23 protein-coding genes are annotated in these 24,305 nt (G+C 63.4%); 12 read left to right on the forward strand and 11 right to left on the reverse strand.

The window, feature by feature from the left end; translation table 11 throughout:
- The first annotated feature begins 176 nt into the window (after nucleotides 1–176).
- Genes BLW05_RS31815 through BLW05_RS31830 form a run of 4 tightly spaced genes read left to right on the forward strand, consistent with a single transcriptional unit; the run spans nucleotide 177 to nucleotide 3,079 of the window.
- Nucleotides 177–860, forward strand: coding sequence for an amino acid ABC transporter permease (locus BLW05_RS31815; RefSeq protein WP_093168324.1), 684 nt, complete (start codon nucleotides 177–179; stop codon nucleotides 858–860).
- An 18-nt stretch (nucleotides 861–878) separates the two neighbouring features.
- Entirely contained in the window at nucleotides 879–1,526 is a 648-nt protein-coding gene (locus BLW05_RS31820; RefSeq protein WP_093168326.1) for an amino acid ABC transporter permease, read from the forward strand.
- Nucleotides 1,510–2,238, forward strand: a complete 729-nt coding sequence (locus tag BLW05_RS31825) for an amino acid ABC transporter ATP-binding protein (RefSeq protein ID WP_093168327.1) — start codon at nucleotides 1,510–1,512, stop codon at nucleotides 2,236–2,238. Before BLW05_RS31820 ends, BLW05_RS31825 begins: the two co-directional genes overlap by 17 nt.
- Entirely contained in the window at nucleotides 2,231–3,079 is an 849-nt protein-coding gene (locus tag BLW05_RS31830; protein ID WP_256330587.1) for a transporter substrate-binding domain-containing protein, read from the forward strand. Before BLW05_RS31825 ends, BLW05_RS31830 begins: the two co-directional genes overlap by 8 nt.
- An 83-nt stretch (nucleotides 3,080–3,162) precedes the next feature.
- On the opposite strand, the gene BLW05_RS31835 is transcribed toward BLW05_RS31830, so the two are convergent.
- From BLW05_RS31835 to BLW05_RS31850, 4 genes are all read right to left on the reverse strand, one after another.
- A complete protein-coding gene (locus BLW05_RS31835; protein ID WP_177142898.1) occupies nucleotides 3,163–4,251 on the reverse strand; it encodes a mandelate racemase/muconate lactonizing enzyme family protein in 1,089 nt (362 codons plus the stop codon).
- Nucleotides 4,248–5,102, reverse strand: coding sequence for an NAD-dependent epimerase/dehydratase family protein (locus BLW05_RS31840; RefSeq protein ID WP_093168333.1), 855 nt, complete (start codon nucleotides 5,100–5,102; stop codon nucleotides 4,248–4,250). The genes BLW05_RS31835 and BLW05_RS31840 overlap by 4 nt, the downstream gene beginning before the upstream one ends.
- A 115-nt stretch (nucleotides 5,103–5,217) precedes the next feature.
- Nucleotides 5,218–6,411 (reverse strand): L-talarate/galactarate dehydratase, encoded by a 1,194-nt coding sequence (locus BLW05_RS31845; RefSeq protein ID WP_093168335.1) that lies wholly within the window; start codon nucleotides 6,409–6,411, stop codon nucleotides 5,218–5,220.
- A 47-nt stretch (nucleotides 6,412–6,458) separates the two neighbouring features.
- Nucleotides 6,459–7,433: a Bug family tripartite tricarboxylate transporter substrate binding protein gene (locus BLW05_RS31850; RefSeq protein ID WP_093168337.1), complete on the reverse strand. Its 975-nt coding sequence runs from the start codon at nucleotides 7,431–7,433 to the stop codon at nucleotides 6,459–6,461.
- Nucleotides 7,434–7,662: 229 nt separating this feature from the next.
- On the opposite strand from BLW05_RS31850, the gene BLW05_RS31855 reads away from it, so the two are divergent.
- The 4 genes from BLW05_RS31855 to BLW05_RS31870 all read left to right on the forward strand — a co-directional run bounded on the left by BLW05_RS31855 (nucleotide 7,663) and on the right by BLW05_RS31870 (nucleotide 11,970).
- A complete protein-coding gene (locus BLW05_RS31855; protein ID WP_093168339.1) occupies nucleotides 7,663–8,682 on the forward strand; it encodes a LacI family DNA-binding transcriptional regulator in 1,020 nt (339 codons plus the stop codon).
- A 561-nt stretch (nucleotides 8,683–9,243) separates the two neighbouring features.
- The gene (locus BLW05_RS31860; protein ID WP_371127000.1) at nucleotides 9,244–9,987 is read left to right on the forward strand and encodes a LysR family transcriptional regulator; all 744 of its coding nucleotides are present in this window, start codon (nucleotides 9,244–9,246) and stop codon (nucleotides 9,985–9,987) included.
- Nucleotides 9,988–10,312: 325 nt separating this feature from the next.
- A complete protein-coding gene (locus BLW05_RS31865; RefSeq protein ID WP_177142899.1) occupies nucleotides 10,313–10,795 on the forward strand; it encodes a MarR family winged helix-turn-helix transcriptional regulator in 483 nt (160 codons plus the stop codon).
- A gap of 191 nt (nucleotides 10,796–10,986) precedes the next feature.
- A complete protein-coding gene (locus BLW05_RS31870) occupies nucleotides 10,987–11,970 on the forward strand; it encodes a Bug family tripartite tricarboxylate transporter substrate binding protein (protein WP_093168343.1) in 984 nt (327 codons plus the stop codon).
- A 62-nt stretch (nucleotides 11,971–12,032) separates the two neighbouring features.
- On the opposite strand, the gene BLW05_RS31875 is transcribed toward BLW05_RS31870, so the two are convergent.
- The gene (locus tag BLW05_RS31875) at nucleotides 12,033–12,974 is read right to left on the reverse strand and encodes a LysR family transcriptional regulator (RefSeq protein ID WP_093168345.1); all 942 of its coding nucleotides are present in this window, start codon (nucleotides 12,972–12,974) and stop codon (nucleotides 12,033–12,035) included.
- A gap of 134 nt (nucleotides 12,975–13,108) precedes the next feature.
- Between BLW05_RS31875 and BLW05_RS31880 the strand changes: the two genes are divergently transcribed.
- The 3 genes from BLW05_RS31880 to BLW05_RS31890 all read left to right on the forward strand — a co-directional run bounded on the left by BLW05_RS31880 (nucleotide 13,109) and on the right by BLW05_RS31890 (nucleotide 16,048).
- Nucleotides 13,109–14,194, forward strand: a complete 1,086-nt coding sequence (locus BLW05_RS31880; protein ID WP_093168346.1) for an aromatic ring-hydroxylating dioxygenase subunit alpha — start codon at nucleotides 13,109–13,111, stop codon at nucleotides 14,192–14,194.
- A 17-nt stretch (nucleotides 14,195–14,211) separates the two neighbouring features.
- Nucleotides 14,212–15,147 carry a PDR/VanB family oxidoreductase gene (locus BLW05_RS31885; RefSeq protein WP_371127001.1) on the forward strand — a complete coding sequence of 312 codons (936 nt, stop codon included), beginning with the start codon at nucleotides 14,212–14,214 and terminating at the stop codon, nucleotides 15,145–15,147.
- Between the two features lie 127 nt (nucleotides 15,148–15,274).
- Nucleotides 15,275–16,048, forward strand: a complete 774-nt coding sequence (locus BLW05_RS31890; RefSeq protein WP_256330589.1) for an ABC transporter substrate-binding protein — start codon at nucleotides 15,275–15,277, stop codon at nucleotides 16,046–16,048.
- Between the two features lie 39 nt (nucleotides 16,049–16,087).
- Here the strand turns inward: BLW05_RS31890 and BLW05_RS31895 are convergent, their stop codons facing one another.
- From BLW05_RS31895 to BLW05_RS31920, 6 genes are all read right to left on the reverse strand, one after another.
- Nucleotides 16,088–16,648 carry a cupin domain-containing protein gene (locus tag BLW05_RS31895; RefSeq protein ID WP_218135259.1) on the reverse strand — a complete coding sequence of 187 codons (561 nt, stop codon included), beginning with the start codon at nucleotides 16,646–16,648 and terminating at the stop codon, nucleotides 16,088–16,090.
- Between the two features lie 62 nt (nucleotides 16,649–16,710).
- Nucleotides 16,711–18,084: a DUF1329 domain-containing protein gene (locus BLW05_RS31900; RefSeq protein WP_093168352.1), complete on the reverse strand. Its 1,374-nt coding sequence runs from the start codon at nucleotides 18,082–18,084 to the stop codon at nucleotides 16,711–16,713.
- A 25-nt stretch (nucleotides 18,085–18,109) separates the two neighbouring features.
- On the reverse strand, nucleotides 18,110–19,789 hold the full coding sequence (locus tag BLW05_RS31905; protein WP_093168354.1) for a DUF1302 domain-containing protein: 1,680 nt from the start codon (nucleotides 19,787–19,789) through the stop codon (nucleotides 18,110–18,112).
- A gap of 120 nt (nucleotides 19,790–19,909) precedes the next feature.
- Complete coding sequence (locus BLW05_RS31910) at nucleotides 19,910–21,022, reverse strand: FAD-dependent monooxygenase (protein ID WP_093168356.1); 1,113 nt, start codon at nucleotides 21,020–21,022, stop codon at nucleotides 19,910–19,912.
- Between the two features lie 29 nt (nucleotides 21,023–21,051).
- Entirely contained in the window at nucleotides 21,052–22,053 is a 1,002-nt protein-coding gene (locus tag BLW05_RS31915) for a fumarylacetoacetate hydrolase family protein (protein ID WP_093168358.1), read from the reverse strand.
- Between the two features lie 10 nt (nucleotides 22,054–22,063).
- Entirely contained in the window at nucleotides 22,064–22,882 is an 819-nt protein-coding gene (locus BLW05_RS31920; protein ID WP_256330590.1) for a fumarylacetoacetate hydrolase family protein, read from the reverse strand.
- 60 nt (nucleotides 22,883–22,942) lie between these two features.
- On the opposite strand from BLW05_RS31920, the gene BLW05_RS31925 reads away from it, so the two are divergent.
- Nucleotides 22,943–24,298, forward strand: coding sequence for a YCF48-related protein (locus tag BLW05_RS31925; protein WP_256330591.1), 1,356 nt, complete (start codon nucleotides 22,943–22,945; stop codon nucleotides 24,296–24,298).
- Nucleotides 24,299–24,305: the final 7 nt, after the last annotated feature.

Here is a 24,305-nt window from a genome sequence, read left to right on the forward strand (position 1 = left end):
GATGGGACGAATTTGCCCGACTCGGGTTTACCCGCACCAACTCTGAACACCGTGATTTCCTGAGAATTCCAGTCACAGCGAACGACAACGCTGTCCGGATTGTGGGACTGACCAGCATCGCATGGATGCCTCGGCCGCCACCGGGAACTGAGAGACAACCACCTGCAATCTTCGCCATGAATTACGAGTTTGACTTCGCCGCTGTGCTGTCCTACTGGCCCCTCTTCGTCGAGGGAGCGTGGGTCTCGCTGAAGTTGGCCTTCTTCGCCACGGTGCTCGGCTTCGTGCTCGGCACGCTGTGCGCCATCGCGCGGACCAGTGGCCCAGCGTGGCTGCGCAACCTGGTGGCCGGTTACGTGGAGCTGATCCGCAACACGCCGCTGCTCATTCAGAGCTACTTCCTCATCTTCGGCATGGCCAGCATCGGCCTGAAGCTGCCTATCCTGGTGGGCGCGGTGATCGCGCTCGTGGTCAACATCGGCGCCTACACCACCGAGATCATGCGAGCCGGCATCGACTCGATCCAGCCCGGCCAACTCGAAGCGGCCGAGTGCCTCGGCCTGTCGCGCGCGCAGGTCTACCTGCACGTGGTGCTTCGCCCCGCGATGGAGCGCGTGTACCCCTCGCTCGCCAGTCAGTACGTGCTGCTGATGCTGGCCTCCAGCATCCTGTCCTCGGTGGGCGTGGAAGAACTCTTTGGCATCTCCAATCGCGTGCAGAGCGACACCTTCCGCAACTTCGAGGTATTCGTGGTGCTGGGCGCCGTCTACCTGGGCCTCTCGTTGATCATGCGCGGCGGCTTCTGGCTGCTCAACCTCGCGCTCTTCACCCGCCGGCGCAAGCTGGGAACGCCGATCTGAACCCCAGGAAGCCAAGCCATGAATATGCAATATCTCGGCTCGCTGATGCAGGGCCTGTGGAACACAGTGCTGCTGAGCGTGCTCACTTTCCTCTTTGGCGGCCTGCTGGGACTGTTGATTGCGCTGTGTCGCATCTCGCCCAGCGCCCGCGTGGCCGGTGCCACTAGCCTCTACATCCAATTCATGCAGGGCATGCCGCTGCTGGTGCTGATGGGCCTGTGCTTCTACGGCCCCAGCCTGTTGGGCTTTCAGTCGGTGAATCCGCTGGTCGCCGCCACGCTGGCCATGACGCTCTATGCCGCGTCCTACCTCGGCGAGATCTGGCGCGGCTGCCTGCAGTCGGTGCCAAAGGCGCAGTGGGAGGCGGCCGAGTGCCTCGGCTTCTCGCGCTGGCAGCGCATGCGCCTGGTGGTGCTGCCGCAGGGCCTGCGCATCGCCACGCCGCCCACCGTGGGCTTCATGGTGCAGATCGTCAAGAACACCTCGGTGGCCTCGCTGGTCGTTGGCTTCGCCGAGCTTTCCTACAACGCCAAGGTGCTCAACAACACCACCTTCCAGCCGTTCATCTACTTCGGCCTCGCCGGCCTCCTGTACTTCTCTGTCTGTTATCCGCTGTCGCGTCAGGCACGCAAGCTCGAAAGGAAACTCAATGTCAGCCGTCGTTGAACTCAAGAATATTCACAAGACCTTTGGCACGAACCACGTCCTGCGGGGTGTGACCTTCGAGGTGCAGCGCGGCCAGGTCGCCGCGATCATCGGCCAGAGCGGCTCGGGCAAGAGTACGGCGCTGCGCTGCATGGACCGTCTGGAGACCATCGACAGCGGTGAACTCAACGTGTGTGGCCATTCGCTGCACGACCCAAACGTGGACTTGAAGCCCCTGCGCCGCGACGTGGGCATCGTCTTTCAGAGCTACAACCTCTTTCCGCATCTCACGGTGGAACAGAACGTGACGCTCGCGCCGCGCACCGTCAAGGGCATGAAGGCCTCGGATGCGCAGGAGATCGCGGCCGCCGTGCTGGCCAAGGTGGGCCTGAAAGAAAAGATGGGTGCCTACCCCGAGCAGCTATCAGGTGGCCAGCAGCAACGCGTGGCCATCGCCCGCAGTCTTGCGATGGAGCCCAAGCTGATGCTGTTCGACGAGGTTACCTCTGCGCTTGATCCGCAGCTCACGGGTGAGGTGCTCCGCGTGATGGAGCAACTCGCGGCCGACGGCATGACCATGGTTCTCGTGACACACGAGATGGCTTTTGCACGCAATGTCGCTCACCAGGTGATCTACATGCGCGACGGCAAGGTGCACGAGAGGGGGTCGGCCGACATCCTGCGTCACCCGTCCACCCCCGAGCTGTCGGCCTTCATCCACGCGGATGCCTGAATCTTCAATTGCCTTAACGAGGAACACTGAAATGAGACGTCGCTCCCTGCTAGCTGCTGCGGCAAGCGCAGCCTGCCTTCTGTCCATGGGCGTCGCGCATGCAGCCGACCAGGACACCCTTGCGGCCATCCGCGAAGCCAAGACTATTCGCGTCGCGCTTGAATTCGGCCGGCCGCCATGGGGCTTCAAGGACGACAAGCTGAAGATGTCCGGCTCGGACATGGAGGCAGCGGAACTGCTGGCTTCCGACCTCGGCGTCAAGCTTGAGATCGTGGAAGTGACTGGCCCGAATCGCATTCCCTTCCTGCAGACGAAGAAGGCCGATGTGGTGCTGTCCACGTTCTCGATCACGCCGGAACGCCTGAAAGTCATCGACTTCTCGGCGCCCTATGCGAGCGCGGTGCAGATCGTCGGTGCGCCCAAGTCGCTGGCACTGAAGTCGGAAGGGGATTTGAAGGGCAAGCGGGTCGGCGTGACGCGCGCGACCACTGGCGACGTGGAGCTCACCAAGAAAGCCAAGGACCTCGGCGTGGAAGTGGTGCGTTTCGACGATGAATCGACCAACATGACTGCGCTTGCCAGCGGGCAGGTCGACATCGTGATCCAGGAGCCTGCGACGCTCACCGCAGTGGCGGCACGCAATCCTCAGCGGCAGTTGGAGCCGAAGTTCATCTTCACGCAGTTTCCGGTGGGAATTGGTTTGCGCAAGAACGATCCTGCGCTCAAAAGCTACCTTGACCAGTGGGTCAAGACGCGCATGGCCGACGGCAAGCTGAATGCCATCTATCGCAAGTACCACGGAACGGATCTGCCGGCGGAGATTGTCAAGCCGGGTAGTTGAGTTCAGCCAGCTGACTGTCGGGCCCCAGGCCCGGTGCAGGCGCCCCCCACCGTGCTGCGGTGCGGGGGCTTTTCCGGTGGGCGCTAGACGCGGAAGGGCTTGATCGCCTGCATGTCGAGCGAGAACCCAAGGCCAACGGCCTGCGGCACGCGAACGCGGCCTTCCTTCGGCAGGGGCGTCCCGCCCAAAGCGATGTCGGCGTGCGGGCGCACGTAGAGGTGTTCAAACAGCGGCTCGCCGGTCAGCACCGACGAGACATGCAGCGTGGCGAAGTAGCCAGGGCCAAAGTAGGGTGAGTGCGGCATCACGGCGACCCCATGCGATTGCGCGACTTGCGCCGCCGCCATGAATTCGCTGATGCCGCCCACCTTGATCACAGAGGGCTGCGCGAAGGTCACCGCCTTTGCCTCGACCATGCGGGCGAACTCGTGACGGGTGCAGGCGTTCTCGCCCGCACCGACAGGAAAGTCACAATTGAGCGCAGCCTGGTTGCGGATGTCCTCGGGCGGGAACACCGGCTCTTCCACCCACTGCGCGTTGACTTCACGCAGCACGCCGATCCGCGCGCGGGCGACTTCGGGTGTCCATGCGCAATTGACGTCGACGGAGATGCCGATGTCAGGACCGCAGGCTGCGCGTCCTGCGCGAATCACCTCGGGGTCGATCTCGTGCAGCTTGACGTAGCGGTAGCCCTCGCGGACTGCATCGCGGCAGTGCTTGTCGACGAGCGACACATCGCCATAACGCACGAGGCTCGCGTAGGCCGTGAGGCTCTCGCGCGCCGAGCCGAGCAGGGCATGCAGCGGGACGCTGCGCACTTGCGCCGCGAGATCCCACAGCGCGATGTCAAAGCCCGAGATCGCGAACATCGCGATGCCGTAGCGCCCGAAGATGTGCAACCGCTGCTGCAGCTCCAGGGTCAACGCCTCGGGCTGCTCGGGCAGGTCTCGCCCTTGAACCAGTGGCGCGACCATGTCGCGTGCAGCGGCAGCCACCGCGGTGCGGCATGAATAGGCGAAGCATTCGCCCCAGCCTACGAGGCCGGTGTCGGTTTCGAGCCGAACCAGCACCATATCGAGCGTGGTCCACTTGCCCGAGGTGTGGATCGGGGTCCCGCTGCCATCGTCGAAGGGGACGACTGCCTCGATCACATCGATCTTCGTGATCTTCATGTTCGCGCTTCCCGCCGGGGCAGCAGGCGCTGCGTGTCGCCGACGTACTCGGACTCCGAGAACATCCCGCCGAGTGTGACCTCCGACGGCTTGCGCGCAGCGTCCGAGCCGGGTGCTGGCGGCGGGTCTTCCGCGAGCACGCGCTCGTCCCATCCCTCGGAACTGTCCTTCGGGCGGTACCCGAGCCGATGGGCCGAGGCGTTGTCGTAGTGCCGGCCGCTTGCATCGGAGATTCCGTACACGATCTCGAAGACCAAGTCGGGCTGCTCGATTCCGATGCTCACCAGTTGCGCGAGATCCCGGAAGCTGATCCAGCTGCCGAGGCGCCGGCGATCGATGGGTTGGGTGTTGACGTTGCCGATGCGAATCGCGAGCACCGGCAGCCCGTACTTGTAGGCATAGAGCGCGCCGAGCGATTCGCCGAAGGCCTTGCCCACCGCGTAGCGGCTGTCCGGACGCAGGATCGCGGTGTCGCCCATCAGCGGGCCGTGCGGACTGCGCGGCTGAAGTCCGACGACGTGATGCGAGCTTGCATAGACCACGCGCTTCACGCCTGCGGCGCGCGCGGCGTCGAAGAGGCTGATCGTGCCCTCGACGCTGAGGTACACCTGATCCTTCCAAGGTGCGTCGGTCGTGCACGCGGCCAGATGCACGACTGCGTCGCATCCTTCCAGGTGCTGCGTCAGAGCCGCCTGATCGGTGATGTCGACCACGGCCGTGGTTTCATTGGGCGCGGGGTTGCTGATCGGCTGCAGGTCGAGCGAAACGACCGCGTAGCCCTGTTCCAGAAGTTGCCGGCGCAGCCCGGTCCCGACGAGACCGGCTGCGCCGGTGATGGCAATGCGTTTCATGGAAAGTGTCTCCTTGCGATGGCTGGAAGAATTGTCGGAAATCCCTCGTCTCGCAGGTCGTCACTTCGCGGCAAGCGTCGCCGATCCGTACCAGATGGCGGGACTGTCTGAGCATTCAGGGCCGCTTGCCGAACTCTTCGGTGTCGGGCGTCCAGCGCCGGGCTTGTTCACTCAGTGTGAAGCCGAGGCCGGGACGGTCCGATACGTACATGCGCCCGTCCTTGAGGTGCATCTGCTCGTTGAACAGCGGCCCGAGCCATTCGAAATGCTCGAGCCACGGTTCGATGCCGTAGGCGGCCGCGAGGTGCAGGTGGATCTCCATCGCGAAGTGCGGCGCGAGCTTGCGCTGCTTGAACTCGCCGAGCGCCATGATCTTCAGGAAGGGCGTGATGCCGCCGACGCGCGGCGCATCGGGCTGGATGAAGTCGGTGCCTGCGAGGATGAGCTGCGCGTGCTCGTCGAAGGAGGTGAGCATCTCCCCGGTCGCGATCGCGGTGTCGAAGCGCTCGGCGAGCTGGCCGTGGCCTTCGAAGTCATGCGCGTCGAGCGGCTCCTCGATCCAGGTGAGGTCGAACTCCTCGAAGGCGCGGCAGGCGCGCGTGGCCTTCTGCCGGTCCCACTGCTGGTTCGCATCGACCATCAGCGGGAAACCGTCGCCGAGCAGCTTGCGCACTGCACGCACGCGTTCGATGTCGATCGACAGGTCCGGCTGGCCCACCTTGAGCTTGATGCCGCCGATGCCGCTTTCGCGCGAGATCGCGACGTTCTTGAGCACCTGGTCCAGCGGTGTGTGCAGGTAGCCGCCCGAGGTGTTGTAGCACTGCACAGAATCGCGCTGCGCGCCCAGCAGCTTTGCGAGCGGCAGGCCAGCGCGCTTGGCCTTCATGTCCCACAGCGCGATGTCGAAGGGCGCAATGGCCTGCGTGGTGAGGCCGCTGCGGCCCATGCTCGCGCCGGCCCACAGCAGCTTGGTGAAGAGGCGCGAGATGTCGTTGGGGTCTTCGCCGATCAGGTTCGGCGCGAGCTCCTTCGCGTGCGCGTACATGCCCGGGCCGCCGGCGCGCTTCGAATAGCCGAAGCCGATGCCTTCGTGGCCGTCGCGCGTGCGGATCTCCGCGAAGATGAAGGCGATCTCGGTCAGCGGCTTCTGGCGGCCGGTGAGCACCTTGGCGTCGCTGACCGGCGTGGCCAGCGGCAGGTAGGTCAGCGACAGCTTGATCCACTCGATGCGGTCGCCGGTGTCGGCAGCGGTGCGGGCGTCTGCACCCACCTTGGCGTAGGAGACGATGTTCGATTCGACGGCTTGCATTTGGAATGTCCTTGTAGATGAAGTGAGTGAGGATGACGTGGCGCGGCTCATTCAGCCTTGAGGCCGCCCACGCGGATGACCTCGGACCAGCGTGCCAATTCGCTGTTCACGAAGCGGGTGTAGTCCGGCGGATTGGAGATGGTGACGACGAATCCGGTGCTCTCCAGCCTGGCGCGCGCGGCAGGTTCGGCAAACGCCTTGGTCATCGCTGCCTGCAGCTTGTCGATGACCGCCTGCGGCGTGCCCTTGGGCGCGGAGAGGCCGGTCCAGGACACCGCACTGAAGCCCGGGTACCCTGACTCGGCCACCGTGGGCACGTCGGGGTACAGCGGGTTGCGCTGCGGACTTGTCACGACCAGGGCGCGGAGCTTGCCGGCCTTGACGTGGGGCAACACGACATCCTGGTTTGTGAACATGCCTGGAATCTGGTTGGCCAGCACATCATTGAGAGCAGGGGCTCCACCTTTGTACGGTATGCCGACCATGTCCAGTCCCGCGCTCTGCTTGAGGTATTCGGTGGTGAGATGGCCCGACGACGCGGTCACTTGCCCGAAGCTGAACTTGCCTGGATTGGCCTTCACCCACGCGATGAACTCCTTGAAGTTCTTCGCCGGGAAGTTCGGATTTACAACGAGCACGTTCGGCCCCGCCGCCAGCTGCGAGATGTGGACGAAGTCGGACTCCGCATAGCCAGGCTTGGGTGCCGGGAAGCCGTGGATGACCGCGTTGGTCCCGATGCCTGAGAGCAGCAGCGTGTAGCCGTCGGGCGCCGCCTTGGCGGCCAGATCCGTGCCGATCGCGCCGCCGGCACCTCCCCGGTTGTCGACGATGAAAGGCTGCTTGAGCTGCTTGCCGAGTTCGTCGGCGATGAGCCGCCCCATGATGTCGCTGGTGCCGCCGGCGGGGAAGGGCACGATGATCTTCACCGGCCGGGTCGGATAGTCGCTCGCGCTCTGCGCGGATGCCCCCAGCGCAAAGAGGGCAGGCAAAAGGGCGGCGGCGCAGAGCAGTCGTCGGTTCATGGTTGAAGTCTCCTGTTCGAATGGCAAGCGATGAAAGCGCTTCCATTTTCAGTTTCTTGCACGAGGTTGCTATTCACCTGTGGTCCGGGCACAGGTCATTCGTCCCGACGAATGGGAATCCGGATGTCGAAGCGGCTTAGGGTTTCCACCAAAACCCGATGAATGCGAATGAAAACGCTTCCATTTGAGTCGGCTGGAACACCTCCGATCGAGCTATATTCCCGTTTCGATGACCGACGCTTCCGCCTCCATCTCCCGCGCGCGCATGATCGACGTCGCGCAGGCCGCGGGGGTGTCGCTGGTCACGGTGTCGCGGGCGGTCAACGCGCCGGACAAGCTCGCGCCTGAAACGCTGGCGGTGGTCCGAGCCGCGATCGAACGGCTCGGCTATGTGCCCAACCTCACCGCGGGCAGCCTGGCGTCGAGCCGATCGCGCATCGTCGCCGCGGTGGTGCCGACGATTTCCAATGCAGTGTTCTCGGAAACCATCGAGGCGCTCGCGCAGACGCTGGCCGAAGCCGGCCACCAACTGCTGATCGGCCAGAGCGCCTACCGTGCCGCCGACGAAGCCGCGCTGGTCGACGCGTTCCTGGGTCGCCGCGTCGACGGACTGGTGCTGACCGGATGCAACCAGAACGCCGCGCTTATCGCGCGCCTGAAGCGCACCGCCATTCCAGTCGTGCAGACCTGGGACCTACCGGATGCCGGCGGAGCTCTCATTGACATGGTGGTAGGCTTTTCCAACCGCGACGCCGGCCGGCATGCGGCGCGACATCTCATCGAGCGTGGCTGCACCTCGCTTGGCTTTATCGGTGCTGAGGAGGATCGCTCCCGCCGCCGCCTTGAAGGCTTCAAGGACGAAGCTACGAAATTGGGTGTTTTGAGCGTCGCCGCCGAATTGATCCGGCCGCCGGCTCAGATGGATCAGGCGGCGGCAAGACTCCAGCAGCTTGTCGCTCGTCAGTCGGACCTCGATGGCGTGTTCTGCAACAACGACCATCTTGCTGCCGCTGTGCTCTTCGAATGTCACCGTCTGGGTTGGCCGGTGCCAAACAAGCTCGCGGTCCTTGGCTTCGGGGATCAGCCCATGGCGAGAGCCGCCGCGCCTCAGTTGTCCTCGATTCGAATCCGTCGCGCCGAGATGGGGGAGCGGGCTGGGCAGATGCTTCTTACACGGCTTTCGGATCGCGAGCCGGAGTCTCGATGCGTCGACCTGGGCTTTGAAATCGTCACTCGCGGAAGCGCGTAGACCGTTGTGGCCTGCCGCCCGAGTTCGCGCCGGAAGCGCGGCTCGTGACGCGCGACAAGACCGCTGATCTAAATGGAGAGAGATCCCCCGCTCTTGCTGATGGTCAGTCCATCCGGATGCCGGCGGCGCGGTACATGTTCGCATCTTCCACCGCCGCATCCTTCGCTAGGCGCAGGAACACATTCGAGTCCATGGGAGACGAAACAGAGAATCCTTGTTTGAGCCTCGAGACGATAGTCGGTGCTTTGGCGCTTTGGCGCTTTGGCGCATTCGCGAAGCGCTGGTGCTCCTTTGGGTAGACCGAAGCAAATCGGCTTCGGTAGAATAGTTAGGAGACGAGTCGTATCGAAACGTATGACGACTACAGACATCAATGGAGTGGTGGCACGCCCGCGCTAGGGGGAAACGCCGAGATTGCACGGTGCTCTGCAGCGTTGACGACGCGTCGAGGCGATTCCTAAGCCGGATGTCGCCTCTCGTTGGAGCAAGACGATCGCGCACTGCGGTGGGAGGCATCCGCTTGGCAACGGCAAGGACGGTCAGATTGAAGAGCGAGGACGTGTGGACAGCCTCGAGTTGATACGGGTATTTCGGGAGATTGCGGTTCGAGGCAGTTTTTCGAGTGCCGCAAAGAAGCTTGGGGTATCCAAGGCTACGGTCAGCAAGTATGTGGCCGAGTTGGAGGCTCGCTTGGGCGTGCGCCTGCTCAATAGGTCGACCCGATCAGTCAGTCTCACTGATGCGGGACAGGTTCTTTTGGAACGAAGTGCTCCCATGCGGGAGCTGATTGAGCTCACGCAGGCGGAATTGACTGCTCGCGCCAACAAGCCAAAAGGGCGCCTGCGAATCGCAGCTCCATATGCAATGGCGAATGGCACGTTCCCGAACCTATTGGCCGATTTCATGGGCTACTACCCTGAGGTGAGCCTTTCATTGCACCTGGTCAACGAGGTTGACTTGGTCGGCGATGCGATCGACGTTCAACTGCGCTTCGGTCCCATACTGGACGAGAACGTCATCGTTCGTCGCCTGTTGCAGATGCCGATGGTTGTGTGCGCGTCGCCTGGGTACTGGAAGAAGCGCGGCATGCCTCTAGTTCCTGACGATCTGCGCAAGCACGATGCGCTGACTCTCCTGCGCCAAGGCTTGAGTTCGGTCTGGCGATTTGAGAGTGAGGGTGAAACTGTGAATGTGTCAGTTCGCAGTGTGATGGAGGCCACGGAGGTGCACCCGTTGATTCAGGTCGCCTTGCGGGGATTTGGTGTGATCTACGCTCCAGTCCTTGCTTGTTCAGCTGCAGCTTGAACGAGGAGAACTGGTGCCGGCACTCGAAATGTTCAGCCGAAAGGACATGTGGTTGTCGGCCGCTTACGCACAACGGCGCCACAACAGTGCTGCGCAAAAGGCCTTGCTCGACTTCCTGCAGACGCGGCTCGGCGACCATGCTCGGCGTTGAAGCCACTCGTTCTCAAGGATCTTGTGCAGTGCGGCAAAATGCGATCGTCCTAGGCTTGGCCACCGGCGCTCCAGAATCGCCTTCGAAGCAGGCGTTCCCATCGTGGGAACGGTTGCGCTCCGCGGATCGTTCTCAAGCCGGTGCGCTCAATTGCCAAAAGTGAGGTTAAACATCTTGAACAGCTCGTTGGGCTCGATCTACCAGCCATCGGAATACCGGATCGACGATAGCTTTGCATACCTGATCCGGCGGATCCTCGTGCTCACCCGCACCACCCTTGACGCGCGCCTGCGGCAAGCGGGCGGGCCGACTGGAACGCAATGGCGTCTCCTGCACTATCTGTTTCTTCGCGGGCCGCTCCAGGTCGCGGAACTGGCCAGGCTATGCGAGACCGACCCTGCTGGCATGACCCGAATGCTCGATCGCCTAGTGCGACAGGGTCTCTGCCAACGTCTTCGTGCACCTGCGGACCGTCGGGTGGTCAATGTCATGCTTACAGAGCGCGGGAGGGAATCCGCCAAGCGGCTCGCTCCCGAACTTCAGCAAATTCAGGCGGAACTCCTTCGAGGTTTCGACGACTCAGAGGTCGGGGAACTGCGCGGGTTCCTGGAACGAATCCTCGACAACGGCCAAACGCTCGGGGGTGATCCAGGCTAGTGCGCTGCAGCAGCGAGGGCGTGCCGGGCTATCGGCAACCGGCCTCCTCGGCCTACGGGTCAATCCAACTCCCAATCGCGCTATCCATCCACCATTGGGGCTTTCCATAGGTTAATTGCAATACGGGTCGTCTAGTATTGAATATTTCAAACTGCGAGGTTCACCGAGAGCCCGCAAACGGAGACGAGGTCATGGCGATTACGAGAAGGCAGGCGTTGGGTGCTGGCGCTGCCATGTTGACGGCGGGGCTGGCCAAGAGCGCGCTTGCCCAAGACTATCCCACCAAGCCGATTCGCATCATCGTTGCGAATCCGCCGGGGTCGGGCTTGGATGCTGATACCCGATTTTGGGCCGCCGGCTTGACGGGCGTTCTTGGTCAGAGCGTCATCGTAGACAACCGTCCTGGTGGTGCGACGACGATCGGCACCTCGTTGGCCGCGAAGGCTGCCCCCGATGGCTACACCTTGCTCATGGGGATTCCTAGCTCGCTCTGCTACATGTCCGAGCTGTACACGCACATCCCCTACAAGCCCACGGATTTCGATGCGATTAGCCAGCTAACGACACTTCGCAGCGTTGTGGTTGCGCACCCGAGCCTGCCAGCGTCGAATGCCGCAGAACTCATTGCCTTGGCCAAGGCCAAGCCAGGGTCCATTAATGCAGGGACGGTCGGAATCGGGACATTCCAGCACCTGCTGGGTGAGTGGTTTGGAGCACTGACGGGTACGACGTACAAGTTCGTTCCGTACAACACGACCAGTCCCTACACCGCACTGTTGGGAGGGGAGACGCAGGTGATGTTTGATGCACTTGCCGCCTCTATGAGCAACATTAGGGCGGGAAAGCTGAAAGCGCTGGCTGTTACGGGGACCAGCCGACATCCGCTACTGCCGAACGTTCCCACGTTTCAGGAACTCGGCATTGCCGACTACGATGCATCGACCTGGTTCGGCCTGCTCGCGCCGGCTGGGACGCCGAAGCCGATCATTGAGAAGTTGGCCTCTGCCTGTGCCACCGTGGCGCACAGGCCGGAAGTGGCCGAGCGGTACCGCGACTATGGCGGCGAGCCGGTCGGGAGCACACCGGCGCAATTCACCGCGTACATTCAATCCGAGCGCTCAAAGTGGATTCCGGTGGTGAAGCGCTCCGGGATCAAGCTGGAACTCACTTCCTGACGTTTTGCCACTGGTGCGCATCGGCTCGTCTCGAGGCGCGAGCCGATTCGAGCCGACCTGTCCTATCGGCTACGTCCGTGTTCCGGGTAGCCCTCGAAGGTACGCTTGACCAACTCACGAATCCACACGACTGCGGGATCATGGTGGAAGCGTGGATGCCAATGCTGGTTTAGAGCGTATGGGGCAAGTTCCACTGGCGGCTGCACGACGCGAACGGTGCCGTAGCGTTGAAAGACGTTGGCCAATTCGAGAGGCACCGTCGCGATTAGATCCGGTTGCTGCTCCAACAAATGTGGCACCGTCAGGAAGTGGGGCGTGGCCAAGAAGATTGTTCGCTTGATGCCTTGCTCCTCGAGGGCGCTGTCGTACGCGTCTCCAGGTCGGCCGGAGAGCGACACTGCGACGTGTGGCATTTGCTCGAATTGTTTGAGCGTCAGTCGCTGCCCGACTTGGCGGTTTTGGGCGCTCACGATCGTGACGAGCGAGTGCATGAACAGCCGCTGTCGATACAGCCCCTCTGGCGCGGTTCGAATGGATCCGAGCGCCAGGTCCGCCTCGCCCGAGGAGAGAAGGCCTTCAATCTGCTCGGACGGAACCTGTAACGTGCGTACTCGGCAATTCGGAGCGAGCGCTCTGAACTGGTTGAGCAATGGGGGCAGGAACACGAGCTCGCCCATGTCCGTCATGCAAAGCGTAAAGATCCGGCGCGACGCTGCCGGATCGAATGCCGCCTCGGACAAGATGCGCTGCCTGATGGCAGCCACGACATCGACCACGGCAGGCTTCAGTGCTTCTGCCTTGCGAGTGGGGACCATCCCTTCCGGCCCCTTGACGAACAGCGGGTCATCGAAGAAATCGCGCAGTCGATTCAAGGCGTGGCTCAGGGCGCTTTGGGTGACGCCGACGCCTTCGGCTGCGCGCGTCACGCTCTTTTCGCGCAGCAGTGCGTCGAAGATTGTGAGCAAGTTGAGGTCCAGTTGCCTGAGGCGCGTTTCGTTGCTCATAGGGAGGGTTGCCCGTTGATCTTCATGAGTATCGCTCATTCTTGGTATGAGTGACATGAGGTTGACTTATTTCGAGTCCGATCGTATCGTTATCCCACGCGTGCGCAAATGTGGCGCACCGTAGGAGACAAGCAATGTTTATCAAGAACACCTGGTACGTAGCTGCCTGGGACCACGAAGTCACAACCGACGGACTCTTCGCGCGCACGATCATCGGCGTGCCCATCCTCATGTATCGCACGGCCGACGGCAAATTGGTTGCCATGGCCGACCGGTGCTGCCACCGAGGCGCGCCTCTTTCGGTCGGTAGGCGTGAAGGCGACTGCGTGCGCTGCATGTACCACGGTCTTAAGTTCGACGCTGCCGGCCAGTGCATCGAGGCGCCTGCACAGACCCGAATCTCGCCACAGGCCAAGGTTCGAACCTATCCGGTAGTCGAGCAGCACCGTTGGATTTGGATCTGGATGGGTGATCCCGCGAAAGCTGATCCCACGCTGATCCCGGAAACGCCATGGCTCGACCATCCTGACTGGCGAGGTCTGGATGGCTACATCCACTACGACGTCAACTACCTTCTGATCTGCGACAACCTGCTGGACTTCTCGCATCTGCCGTTCGTGCATCCAACGACTTTGGGTGGCGGCGCGGACTATGCCGAGCACCCACCGAAGGTCGAGCGACTCGAGGACGGCGTGCGGATCACGCGCTGGGCCTTGAACACCGAACCACCTCCGTTCGTGAAGGCGGTAAAGGATTGGACCGGCAAGGTGGATCGCTGGAACATCTACAACTTCACGATTCCGGCCGTCCTTCTCATGGACTCAGGCAACGCGCCGGCGGGGACCGGTGCTCCCGAAGGGCGGCGTGTCGATGCGGTGGAGTTTCGCGGCTGCCAGGCGATCACGCCTGAGACGGAAAATTCCACGCACTACTTCTTCTCCCATCCGCACAATTTCTCGATCGACAAGCCCGAAGTGACGAAGTCGATCCACCAGAACGTCGTGACCGCGTTCGAGGAAGACCGAGCCATCATTACGGCGCAGCACAAGAACCTCTCGCTGGACCCTGAATTCAAGATGACACCGTTTGCGATGGACGCAGCGCTGTCTCAGTTTCGATGGGTCGTGGCCCGACGACTCGAACAGGAAGCGGCAGAGACGGCGGCCGCGGCGGCGGGTGACGTCGCACAGCCGATTGCAGTACATCGACAGCCCGCCTGACCATGTTGAATGTGGTTGTGTCCCGCCTCACGCATGAGGCGGAGGGGGTACTCGGCATTGAATTGCGTGCCGCTGCGGATGGGACGCTTCCTGCCTTCACGGCAGGTTCGCACATCGATTTGCATCTGCCGGGTGGCTTGTGCCGACAGTACTCCCTTACCAATGCTCCGAGCGAGCAAGAGCGGTACTGCCTTGGCGTGGGACTTGCACCTGAATCGCGCGGAGGCTCACGCCATGTACATCAGCAGTTGCGCGCAGGCGACCAGATACAGATCAGTGCGCCACGCTCTCTTTTCAGTCTGAATGCCGAAGCTGACGAGCACGTCTTCATTGCCGGAGGTATCGGGATCACCCCGATCATGAGCATGATCGAGGCATGCAGGTCCAAGGGGGAGCGTTGGCGGCTTCTCTATTGCGTGCGCACTCGTGCGCGTGCTGCCTACCTCTGGCGGCTGGCGGAGCATCATGCCCAGGTGCAGTTGCATGTCGACGAAGAGCAGGGTGGCCCCGCCGACGTCTCCGGCTTTATTCGCTCGGTCTCGCGCACCGCACACATCTACTGCTGCGGCCCTGCACCTCTGATGAACGCAGTGGAGGCCGCCGCCTCCGCCGCGGAACATCCCTCGAAAGCAGTGCACTTCGAACGCTTCTCGGCCGAGGGCGCACGCGCGAACGCAAATGCAGATGGAGCGTTCCGAGTCACTCTCAAGCGCACAGGCGGCACCTTCATGGTGCCGGGCGGGCGCTCGATCCTTCAGACGCTGGAAGACAACGGGATCGCATTGCCCTGCTCCTGCCGTGAGGGCTTGTGCCGTACGTGTGAGACCCCGCTGATCGGGGGCAGGGCCGATCATCGTGACTTCGTCCTGAGTGATGAAGAGAGAGCAGGCAACTCCTCCATCATTCCTTGCGTCTCGCGCGCTCTCGATGACGAGCTCGTGCTGGACATCTGAGACGAGATCGAACAAACCCGCACTCCATCACCCTTTCTCCCTCTTCAAAATGCACACACTTCGAGTTCTCTGGTTCGTTCCATCCCCCGTCGCGGTCGTCGCGGAGTCGCTGAGGCTCGCGCCGGGCGTGGAACTCCAAGCCGAGCGCAACCCTTCGTCCGACGCCCAGTTCGAAGCGCTCGCCACTGGCCGCGTCGATGCGGTGGTGACCGCCATGGACAACGTGATGGACTGGAACCTGCGGCAGGGGCCCGGTGACTTCCGGATCGTCGCTCAGATGGAGCAGACCACAACGCTGACACTGGTCGGCCAAACAGGCCGCCGGAATCTCGAGGCGCTGCGCGGCTCCACCATCCTGGTCGACGCGCCCCGCAACGGCTTCATCGTGGCGTTGCGGGCCATGCTTGCTGAAGAAGGCGTCGGTCCGGAAGACTACGCACTGCAACCCGTGGGCGGCGTCAAGGAGCGCTTCGACGCATTGGTTGCGGGGCGGGGCGATGCCACGCTTCTCGGCCCGCCGTTCGACGTCATGGCACTGCAGGCAGGCCTTCGCCGAATCGCCAGCGTGCAGGAACGCTATCCGGCGTTCCCCGGGCAAGGTCTCGTTGCACGTGCCGGTTCGCTGGAGCGCTTGCGGCCGACGTTGACGATTTGGCTGGACGGACTCGATGGCGCTCGCGAGCGGATGGGCAACGACCCCGGTTCTGCGCGGGAGGCCCTGACGCAGGCCGGCTTTCCGCCGCCGGCCGTTGAAGCGATGCTGCGTGCCACCCCTTCGACGCTGCGTCCGGACGTGGCGGGAGTGAAGCTGCTGATCGAGCAGCGCCGCCGGGTCGGTCTGCCCGGGGCCGACACCGACTACGACGCGCTGGTGGACGGTACCTTGCTGCCCGCCGGCTGAAGATGCACCGAGCGGCTTCGGCAGCAAGCCGCTCTGCCTTCAGGCGCCCAGTTCCAGATCGAGCAGGACAAAGGCCATTCTGCAGGGCTTTCCTGAACGATTCGACCAGCTATGGTTGGTTGCGCGTTGAATGAGGATGTCCCCGGGACGCATCAGCGTCTCTCCCTCGTCCATCATCGCGTAGATCTCGCCTTCGAGGACGATGGCGTAGTCCAGCGACTCGGTCTTGTGAAACCAGAAGTGCCGCGCGTCGCTCTTGTCGCGCACGCCGTGGTCGTCCAGGAAGCGCGCCAACTCCTTCGTGTCGTAGGACTCGTCCGGTGGAAAGTCGACGACGCGCAGCAGGGACCCTCCCTTGGAGTGAAAGCCGAATGCCTTGCCCGCAGGTGCGGGATCGTCTCCGGCCGCGGCTGCCTCTCCGGACACCCAGACCACCTGGGCCACAGGGGAGCCAGGGTCCGTGGTGTGATTCGGCGTGGGCCCGTCGGAGACGAACACGGACTTGCCCTGCGCGTTCTCGCCGGTGACGATACGCCTCACGGGCCGATGAAGCGTGCGAGGCTTCTCGGGCCGCTGTTCAATGGTTGCTTCGGTAGTCACGCCTGGATTCCTTTCATTTGCCTTGATTTCGAGTCGGTTCGTATTGATTGTCGCGTCAATGCCTAGCGCACGCCGTCGCCTGCCAGTGCATCGGGTGAAAAGTGCTTCTCCGGCAAGCCATCGGGCAGCAGCCGGTACTGTTCCTTCGCGGAATTCATGAGCTCCGCGACGAAGTAGGTGCCGGAGAGCAAGTCGTAGGTCCCCCAGGCAGTGCCGACGACGCCGGGGAGATCCGGCATCGCGACCGGGATCGAGAACGGCATGCGCCAGAGCTGTCCATTGGCATCCCAGCGATCCGCGAGCACGGGCCACCAGCTGTCCTCATCCACGTAGTAGCGACTCTTCGGCGAGGTATGTCGCTGGCCTGGCTTCAATGCCGCCTCGACGACCCACACGCGATGCAGTTCCCAGCGGACGTGATCAGGCTGGAGATGATTCGGCCCCAACACGTCGGTGTCCTTCGTCGGAAGAAGAATCCGGTTGGAGTTGTACGGGATGTACATCTCCTTCTTGCCGACCAGCTTCCAGTCGTAGCGCTCCAGCCGGGTTGCGAACGTCTCGATCTCGTCGAACGTCACGATGCCGGCGGAGGTGGGGTGGGGCGTGTCGCAGCAGGAATTGGGCAGCTTGCGCACGCGCCTCTGGCCGGTGAGATACACCCATGTCGCAGTCTTGCTCTCGTCGATGAGCAGGTGCCCGAGAATCGCCTCGCCCGCCCGGATGGCCGGGGCGGAGGTGCTCACCCGGACCATCCAGTAGGCCCCATCGAAGTTCTCGGCCTTGCCGTCGCGGAAGTAATACGGGGCGACGTTGTCCACGTTGACCTGGTGCACGAGCACCGGCCTTCCGTCGGCCGTGACCTGGTAGCCGGTACTCTGCTGGTTCCACGCGGAGCCGCGCCACCGCACTTGCGTGTTGAGCATGACTTCGTCCCCGTTCTTGGGAATGGGGAACGGAATCCCGCCATACGCGCCCTTCGTGATCGGCCCTGCAGGTGTTTCCTGAACGGACGCGCGGGTGGCGTTCTGGAACGTGTTGTCGTAGACCCACTGCGGCGCGGCCGCGGTCCGATGCGTCGGATAGACATCGATGCGGTAGCTGTCCGGATACTTCTTCAGCATGGCCTTGGTGCCGTCCGTCAGCTTGTCGGCATATTGGTCCATGTTCTTCGCAGTGATCTGAAGGGTTGGCTTCTCGGATGCGAAGGGATCGGGCCGGCGTCCTCCGTTCTGGAAGCCCGGTGTGGGCGTGGTCAAGCCGCCGTTCCATGCCGGGATGGTTCCCGCTTGATTGCCCGCTTTCTCGGCGCCGAGCGGCGTCAGCTCGTCCCCTTTGAGCCTGGCGGCCTCCGCTGCGCTGACGCCAGCGTGTGCAGCGCCGCAAGCAACAAGCGCGGCAAGCACGATCGCGCTGTACTGGATGGTCTTCATCGTCATGTCGAAATCTCCTGGATGTCGGATCTCAGAACGTGCGGCTCACGGACAACGCGAAGAAGTCCCGGTCGCTCAGGTACTGTCGGTAAGAGAAGTTGTTGTTGGCGTCCAGCAGGGTGTCCTTGGGGCCGAAGTAGTGCGTATAGGCGGCGGTGAACTTCCAAACTCCCAGGTAGGTGCCGTTCACTCCCAGGGTGAAGTCCCCGCCGCCGTCCGGCGGCATGGCAATGCCCAACGCGCGCGATCGCGAGCCGTTCGGGGTGTAGCCGACCCCGATCGGAACACCGAGATCCAGGCCCGAGAGGACCTGCCGGTACTGCGGCTCGAACTGCATGCGCAGGGAGACCGCGTCGCGCGTCGAGTTCGCATCCACCGCGCCAGGGTTCTTCGTGACCGACAGCACGCGATTCCAGGCGACTTCGCCCATGAAGCTCGCTTCGTTGAAGAGCGCGGTGCGAGGCACCGTCCAGATGGCGTTCAGGTTGACGTGCGCGGTTCGACCCACCGCGTAGGCCGGATTGCTGCTGTTGTTGTTCGGCGGCCCGCCGAAGAAGGACGTGTCCACTGCGCCGCTGGTGCTCGCCAGATCCTGGTTGTGGCGGATCGAGCCCTCGATGGCGACGTTGACATCGCCGAAAGTGCGCGATGCGCTGGCACCGAGCGCGGTGATGTCTTCGGGGTAGACGAGGCGATAGCCGTACGGCCCGGGAATCACGCCTCCGAAAGCGGAGGGAACGAGGCCGACGGCGATGACTTGCTGCTGCGTCTTCTCGTGGAAGCGGATCAGGTAGACGCCGTAGTCGGTTTCGTCGGAGCGAAGCCGAAGCTGCAAGCCGCCCTGGCCGCTGTCTTTCGCCAACTGATCGGCCAAACGTGGCGCGTTGAATGCAAACGGACTTCCCGGTCCCGCCAGCAGGAGGCGTTCCCCGCCTTCGGGATTCGTGTCGATGCCGGAGAAATAGCTGCCCACGGCCGGCAGGCGATTGGCCTGCCACTTGAACTGGTAGTAGGCGCCCACCGAGACATTGGGTGTGAACTGCAACTGTCCCGACAACTGCGGGATCGGCCGGATGGCCTCCTTGAACTGGGTGTTCGGGACCGAAGTGAGCTTGATCACATCGACGGAGTTCATTCCGCCGGCGATGGCGTTTGCACCGAAGAACAGGCTCTCGCCCCACACGAGGCTGTGCTGTCCCAGGCGCACCGTCCCGCTGGTGCTCCCGAGGTCGAAGCCCGCGAACGCGAAGGCATCGAGGGTTTCAGCCTTGCGTCCGTGAATATCCCGGGTGGCGCCTGTGAATTCGTTGTAGGGCACCGAGATCTGGTTGGGAAAGGCGCCGCCTGCGAATCCCGGGTTGTCGTTGGTGTGGTTGTAGACGGAGTCGTACCAGCCGGCGGCGCTGTAGCGAAATCCGTAGCGCCTGGCGTAGACGGCATCGAGCTCGGTCAGGACGTCCAGACGATTCGAGATGAGGCCCTTGTTGAAGTTTCTGTCCCCATCGTCCGTGTTCGGCCCTCGCAACAGGGCAGGATCCTGGTCCTTCAATCTCCATCCGGCGCTGTACTTGAAGGTGTTGTCCCAACGCACGCTCAGATCGGGGTTGCCCGTGTCGAACTCGAAGGCGGATGCGTGCACGCCCGAAAGGGACGCGAGGGCCGCCAACGCGACCTGCCGGGCCGCGGAAATCTTTCGATGGGTTCTTTTCAAATGTGTCTCCTCGTGGATGGTGGTCGTTTGTTATCAAGGCTTTGGGCGCAGGGGCCCCCCTCGGGTGCGTGCGACGCACCTCGCGCAGGACAGAGAGGCTTGCTTGCTACCCGCGGCGATTCACATGGGCTGGCCCAGGAACTGGTAGGTCTGCAGTAGCAGGGCCGCGGAGCGCTGCGGATCGGGAATGGGATCCTGCTCGTATCTGCAAAGCTGCAGGGAGGCGTCGCACACCGTCTTCACGCGATCGAAGCGCCTCTTCGAATGGGCCTGCAAGGCGTCGGGGATGGTCGGCTGCGCGGCGATGCACTCGGCGAGAACCACCGCATCCTCGATCGCCATGCCACCGCCCGAGGTCATCTGCGGCGTGGGGGAGTGCGCGGCATCGCCAAGCAGCAGCACACGGCCGCGATGCCATGGGGCCGGAACCAGCGTGATGTCGAAGGGGCGGAAGGTCACCTGCGCGGGTCCTGTCACCTGGGCCAGCGCATCCCGGATCACCGGTGCACTGAACGCTTCGAGTCTTTCATGCAGCAGCAGGTGCAGTTGGTCGTCGGGCATGTGCAGGTGCTCGGCACTGCTCTCGAGAAAGAACAGGTAGCAAGTTTCCTTCGAGGTCGGCAGTGCCCCGACGGTGCGCTTTCCGTCCGCGGAGCGGTAGAGGCAGAAGCCATCCACCTCGCTCGGCCGCGGAGCATTGAATCGCCAGGCGCTCTGGCCCGCAAACCGGACCGCGTGCTCTTTTCCGAAGACCCTGTCGCGAAGCCCGGAGTACGCGCCATCCGCGGCCACGACGAGGTCGTAGATTTCCTCGCGGCCGTCGGAAAGTGTCACTTCAACCTTCTCGCCGCGATCGATGAGGTCGCTGACCGTCATGGACTTTTCGAGCACGGCACCTGCGGACTCCGCCGCTCCTTCAAGGATGCGTGCGAGTTCCGGCCGGCGCATGCCGCAGCCGGGCGGTGCGGGATTGGACATCAGCAGCTTGCCAGTGGCGTCATGCTGCTTGAACACCTGGAAGGCTAGGCCGCTGTCCAGGCATGGTTCGGCGAGGCCAATGGTGCCGAGAGCTCGCATGGTGTTGTGCAGCAGGCAGATTCCCGCACCGGCAGTCGGGGTCTCGGGCTTGGTGTCGATGCAATGCACATCCATGCCGATCCTGCGCAAGGCGTATGCGGCGGTCGCACCACCGATGCCGCTTCCGACGACCAGGACGCGTTTCGTGTTCGTCATTCAGTGTCTCCTTGTGATTTCCCCGGCCATCAGTGGGCGCCGGGCTCGGCAATGCAGGCGTTGCGCTGCCTGCCCAAGCCTTCGATCTCCGCATCCATCACGTCGCCATCGCGCAGAAAGCGGTTGTAGTGAGTGCCGTTGCCGGCGGGCGATCCCGTGGCGATGAGGTCTCCTGGCCAAAGCTGCACATGCGAGCTGATGTATTCGATCTGCCGTGCCACATCAAACAGCATGTCGGCCGAGGTCTCGTCCTGCATCGTCTGGCCGTTCAGCTTCAACGTGATGCGCAAGTCCTGCGGGTCGTCGACGAAGCAGGCGGGCACGAGCACGGGGCCGAAGGGCATGAAGCTCGGCGGAGATTTCGACCGCAGCCAGTCCGTTCCCAGCATCTTGTAGTCGGTACGGGCGATCAGGTCCCGCGCGGAAACGTCGTTCACGATCGAATAGCCTGCGACGTAGTCCAGGGCCTCTTCGCGTCGGACATTGCGCGCCGGCCGCCCGATGATCACGGCCAGCTCCAGCTCCCAGTCCGACTTCTGCGTCGTGGCCGGCAGCACGACCGGGTCGAAGGCGCCGGTGATCGCGGACGGCAGCTTGGGGAACACGTAGGGCTCGCCCTTGGCTGCCCGCTCATCCATCATGTCTTCGGCCCACTGTCGCAATGCTTCGCCCTGGAGACCCTCCGGACCCACGCCCATGTCCAGGGTCAGGTCGACCACGTGCTTGCGATAGTTGGCTCCCGTACAGAGCACCTGGCGCGGAAGGTCCACGGGAGGATGCACACGCAAGCTGCTCATGGCCACGCCGGCATCGGGCTGCGCGCCGAGCTCCTGGGCCAGTGCGAGCAGCTGCGGCAGATGGCGATCCCAGGACTGGAGAAGGTCGAGGACGCTCGCGCCTTCGGCCCAGGTCGCCCCGCCGCGTACAGCTTGTCCGTGAACTTCGCGCAGAGCGATCACGCGCTCGTCGAAGCAGATGGCGGCGAACTTGTCGCTGCCATCCCTGGAGAAGGTTCCAAGAGAGAACTTCATTTGCAGTCGCTCACATGAAGGGCTTGCGCGGCGCCGGCCACCACGTACCTGTCTCGCGCTGGCCCATGCGGTTGCGCAGGACGCCGACGCCGGAGACTTCGAGCTCCACGACATCACCGGGGTTCAAGCTGCGCCCCAACTCGAGTGCCGACCCGTTGCCCATGGTGCCGGAGCCGATCACGTCACCAGGCTGAACATGGTCACCGAGCGACACGTACGCAATCAGTTCCTCGACGCTCCAAAGCAGTTCCGAGGAATCGCCTTCGCCCCAGGTTTCGTTGTTGACCCGCACGGCCATCCGGATGTTGTCCAGCCGCGGGAACTCGTCGATGGTCGTGATCCACGGACCGATCCCGTAGGCGAAGTCCTTGCTCTTGGTGGGGCCCATGCCGATCGCGAACTCGTTGGCCTGCAGATCGCGGGCCGAGAAGTCGTTGAAGATCGTGACGCCGAACAGATGCGAACGGGCGGTATCGGGCGTGATGTTGTGAGCCGTGCGGCCCACAACCCATCCGATCTCCAGTTCGTAGTCCATCTTCTCGGCGCGCGCGGGCCACGGCACTTCGGCGTCGTGCCCGATCACGGTCCAGGGCGAGCCCTTGAAGTAGCCAGGCACCTGCAGCAGGGCGGGCGCCGGCGTCAGCTTCATGCGCTCGTGGAACTGGCGGATGTGCTTCACGAAGGTGAGACCGTCACGCACGATCGACGGATCGCAGGCCGCGGCCCAGCGCAGGCCTTCAAAGGGGAGGGAGGCGTCGTCGCCAAACCGGTGGGCGGCCTCCGTTGCCGTCTCCAGGAACTCCTCCCCGAGCGCGATCGCCGCGGACATGCTTTCGGGAAAGACGGTCGAGGCATAGCGAAGTGCAGCCTCCCGGCTGGCGCCGCGGGCTTGTTGGCGGAGAACTTCCGCGGCACGCAGATCGATGACGCGCGACTGTTCAGGCTGCACGAGGCAAATGCGGTGGACGAGGCCGTCGAGGCCTTGAACCAGAAATCTTCCGAGCTTCACTTTGACTCCAATAACGGCTGTTTTGCTTATGAAACTGTACGTCTCGATTTGATTTGTATTCGTCGGTATTTACCCCTAGGGCAGGTGTGCAGAAAGCTTCGCATCACCATTGACTGGTTGCGTCCGTCCGCCTACGATAGGCAACGATACGAACCGTCTCGTAAGACGGTCAAGACCAACGACCACGGAGACCCGGATTCGATGCATCGACGCGCTCTACTTGCAACACTCGCCAGCTTCGGAACGGCGTGGGCCGCGCCGGTGGGCTCTGCCTTGGACCGACCGGCGGTGGCGGTCCAGTCGCCTTCGCGTTCTGTGTTTCTCGGAGCAGCGCTCGCGGGCGCGCGCTGGGTCGCCGTTGGCGAGCGCGGACTCGTTGTCCTGTCGGACGACGCCGGCCGCAGCTGGAAGCAGGCGCAGGTGCCTGTCAGCGTCACGCTCACCGCTGTCGCGTTCGCGGATGATCGTCACGGGTTCGCGACCGGGCATGGCGGGACGGTCCTCGCCACCGAGGACGGTGGATCGACATGGGCGCACCGACTGGATGGGCGAGCCATCGCAGCTTTGGTCCAGCAGGATGCGATGCGTGGCTCGGACGCCAATCTGCAGAAGGCTGCGCAGAGACTGGTCGCGGACGGCCCCGACAAGCCCTTGCTGGATCTGATCGTTGCGAGTCCCTCGGAGGTGTTCGTCGCAGGAGCGTTCGGCCTGGCCCTGAACACGATCGATGGTGGCAAGACCTGGTCCCTGCGCTCAGGCCAGCTCGACAACCCGGGGAATCTCCATCTGTATGCGGCCCGGCGCCGCGGCCGCGCGGTGGCCATCGCGGGTGAGCAAGGGCTGCTCCTGTGGTCGGACGATGCCGGAGCCAGCTTTCACCGGGTGGCGGTGCCTTACCAGGGCAGCTTCTTCGCGCTCGAACTGCCTGGCCCGAAAGAGATCGTCCTTGCGGGCATGCGGGGAAATGTCTGGCATTCCACCGATGCGGGCGGGAGCTGGCACCAGGTGCGAGTCCCTTCGCCGGCAGCGATCACGGGATCGGCCTTGCGTCCCGATGGCGGCTACGTGCTCGCCAGTCAGGCCGGGCAGTTGCTGGCGGGCGCCGGCGACTCGCTCGCAGCCCTGCAAGTTCCCCCGCTGCCGCCCCTGACGGGCGTGGTCCCCGTGAGCGGGCAGGCGCTTCTCGCGCTCAGCGTCGAAGGCGTGCACCTCGTTTCCATCAACAAATCGAACTGAGCCTTCC

Source organism: Variovorax sp. YR216 (assembly GCF_900107745.1).
Lineage (GTDB): Bacteria > Pseudomonadota > Gammaproteobacteria > Burkholderiales > Burkholderiaceae_C > Variovorax.

What these genes read in the sequence shown, in the direction of transcription:
- BLW05_RS31815 (WP_093168324.1), top strand. Translation starts at nt 177, where the DNA reads ATGAATTACGAGTTTGACTTCGCCGCTGTGCTGTCCTACTGGCCCCTC.
- BLW05_RS31820 (WP_093168326.1), top strand. Translation starts at nt 879, where the DNA reads ATGAATATGCAATATCTCGGCTCGCTGATGCAGGGCCTGTGGAACACA.
- BLW05_RS31825 (WP_093168327.1), top strand. Translation starts at nt 1,510, where the DNA reads ATGTCAGCCGTCGTTGAACTCAAGAATATTCACAAGACCTTTGGCACG.
- BLW05_RS31830 (WP_256330587.1), top strand. Translation starts at nt 2,231, where the DNA reads ATGCCTGAATCTTCAATTGCCTTAACGAGGAACACTGAAATGAGACGT.
- BLW05_RS31835 (WP_177142898.1), bottom strand. Translation starts at nt 4,251, where the DNA reads ATGAAGATCACGAAGATCGATGTGATCGAGGCAGTCGTCCCCTTCGAC.
- BLW05_RS31840 (WP_093168333.1), bottom strand. Translation starts at nt 5,102, where the DNA reads ATGAAACGCATTGCCATCACCGGCGCAGCCGGTCTCGTCGGGACCGGG.
- BLW05_RS31845 (WP_093168335.1), bottom strand. Translation starts at nt 6,411, where the DNA reads ATGCAAGCCGTCGAATCGAACATCGTCTCCTACGCCAAGGTGGGTGCA.
- BLW05_RS31850 (WP_093168337.1), bottom strand. Translation starts at nt 7,433, where the DNA reads ATGAACCGACGACTGCTCTGCGCCGCCGCCCTTTTGCCTGCCCTCTTT.
- BLW05_RS31855 (WP_093168339.1), top strand. Translation starts at nt 7,663, where the DNA reads ATGACCGACGCTTCCGCCTCCATCTCCCGCGCGCGCATGATCGACGTC.
- BLW05_RS31870 (WP_093168343.1), top strand. Translation starts at nt 10,987, where the DNA reads ATGGCGATTACGAGAAGGCAGGCGTTGGGTGCTGGCGCTGCCATGTTG.
- BLW05_RS31875 (WP_093168345.1), bottom strand. Translation starts at nt 12,974, where the DNA reads ATGAGCAACGAAACGCGCCTCAGGCAACTGGACCTCAACTTGCTCACA.
- BLW05_RS31880 (WP_093168346.1), top strand. Translation starts at nt 13,109, where the DNA reads ATGTTTATCAAGAACACCTGGTACGTAGCTGCCTGGGACCACGAAGTC.
- BLW05_RS31900 (WP_093168352.1), bottom strand. Translation starts at nt 18,084, where the DNA reads ATGACGATGAAGACCATCCAGTACAGCGCGATCGTGCTTGCCGCGCTT.
- BLW05_RS31910 (WP_093168356.1), bottom strand. Translation starts at nt 21,022, where the DNA reads ATGACGAACACGAAACGCGTCCTGGTCGTCGGAAGCGGCATCGGTGGT.
- BLW05_RS31915 (WP_093168358.1), bottom strand. Translation starts at nt 22,053, where the DNA reads ATGAAGTTCTCTCTTGGAACCTTCTCCAGGGATGGCAGCGACAAGTTC.
- BLW05_RS31920 (WP_256330590.1), bottom strand. Translation starts at nt 22,882, where the DNA reads ATGTCCGCGGCGATCGCGCTCGGGGAGGAGTTCCTGGAGACGGCAACG.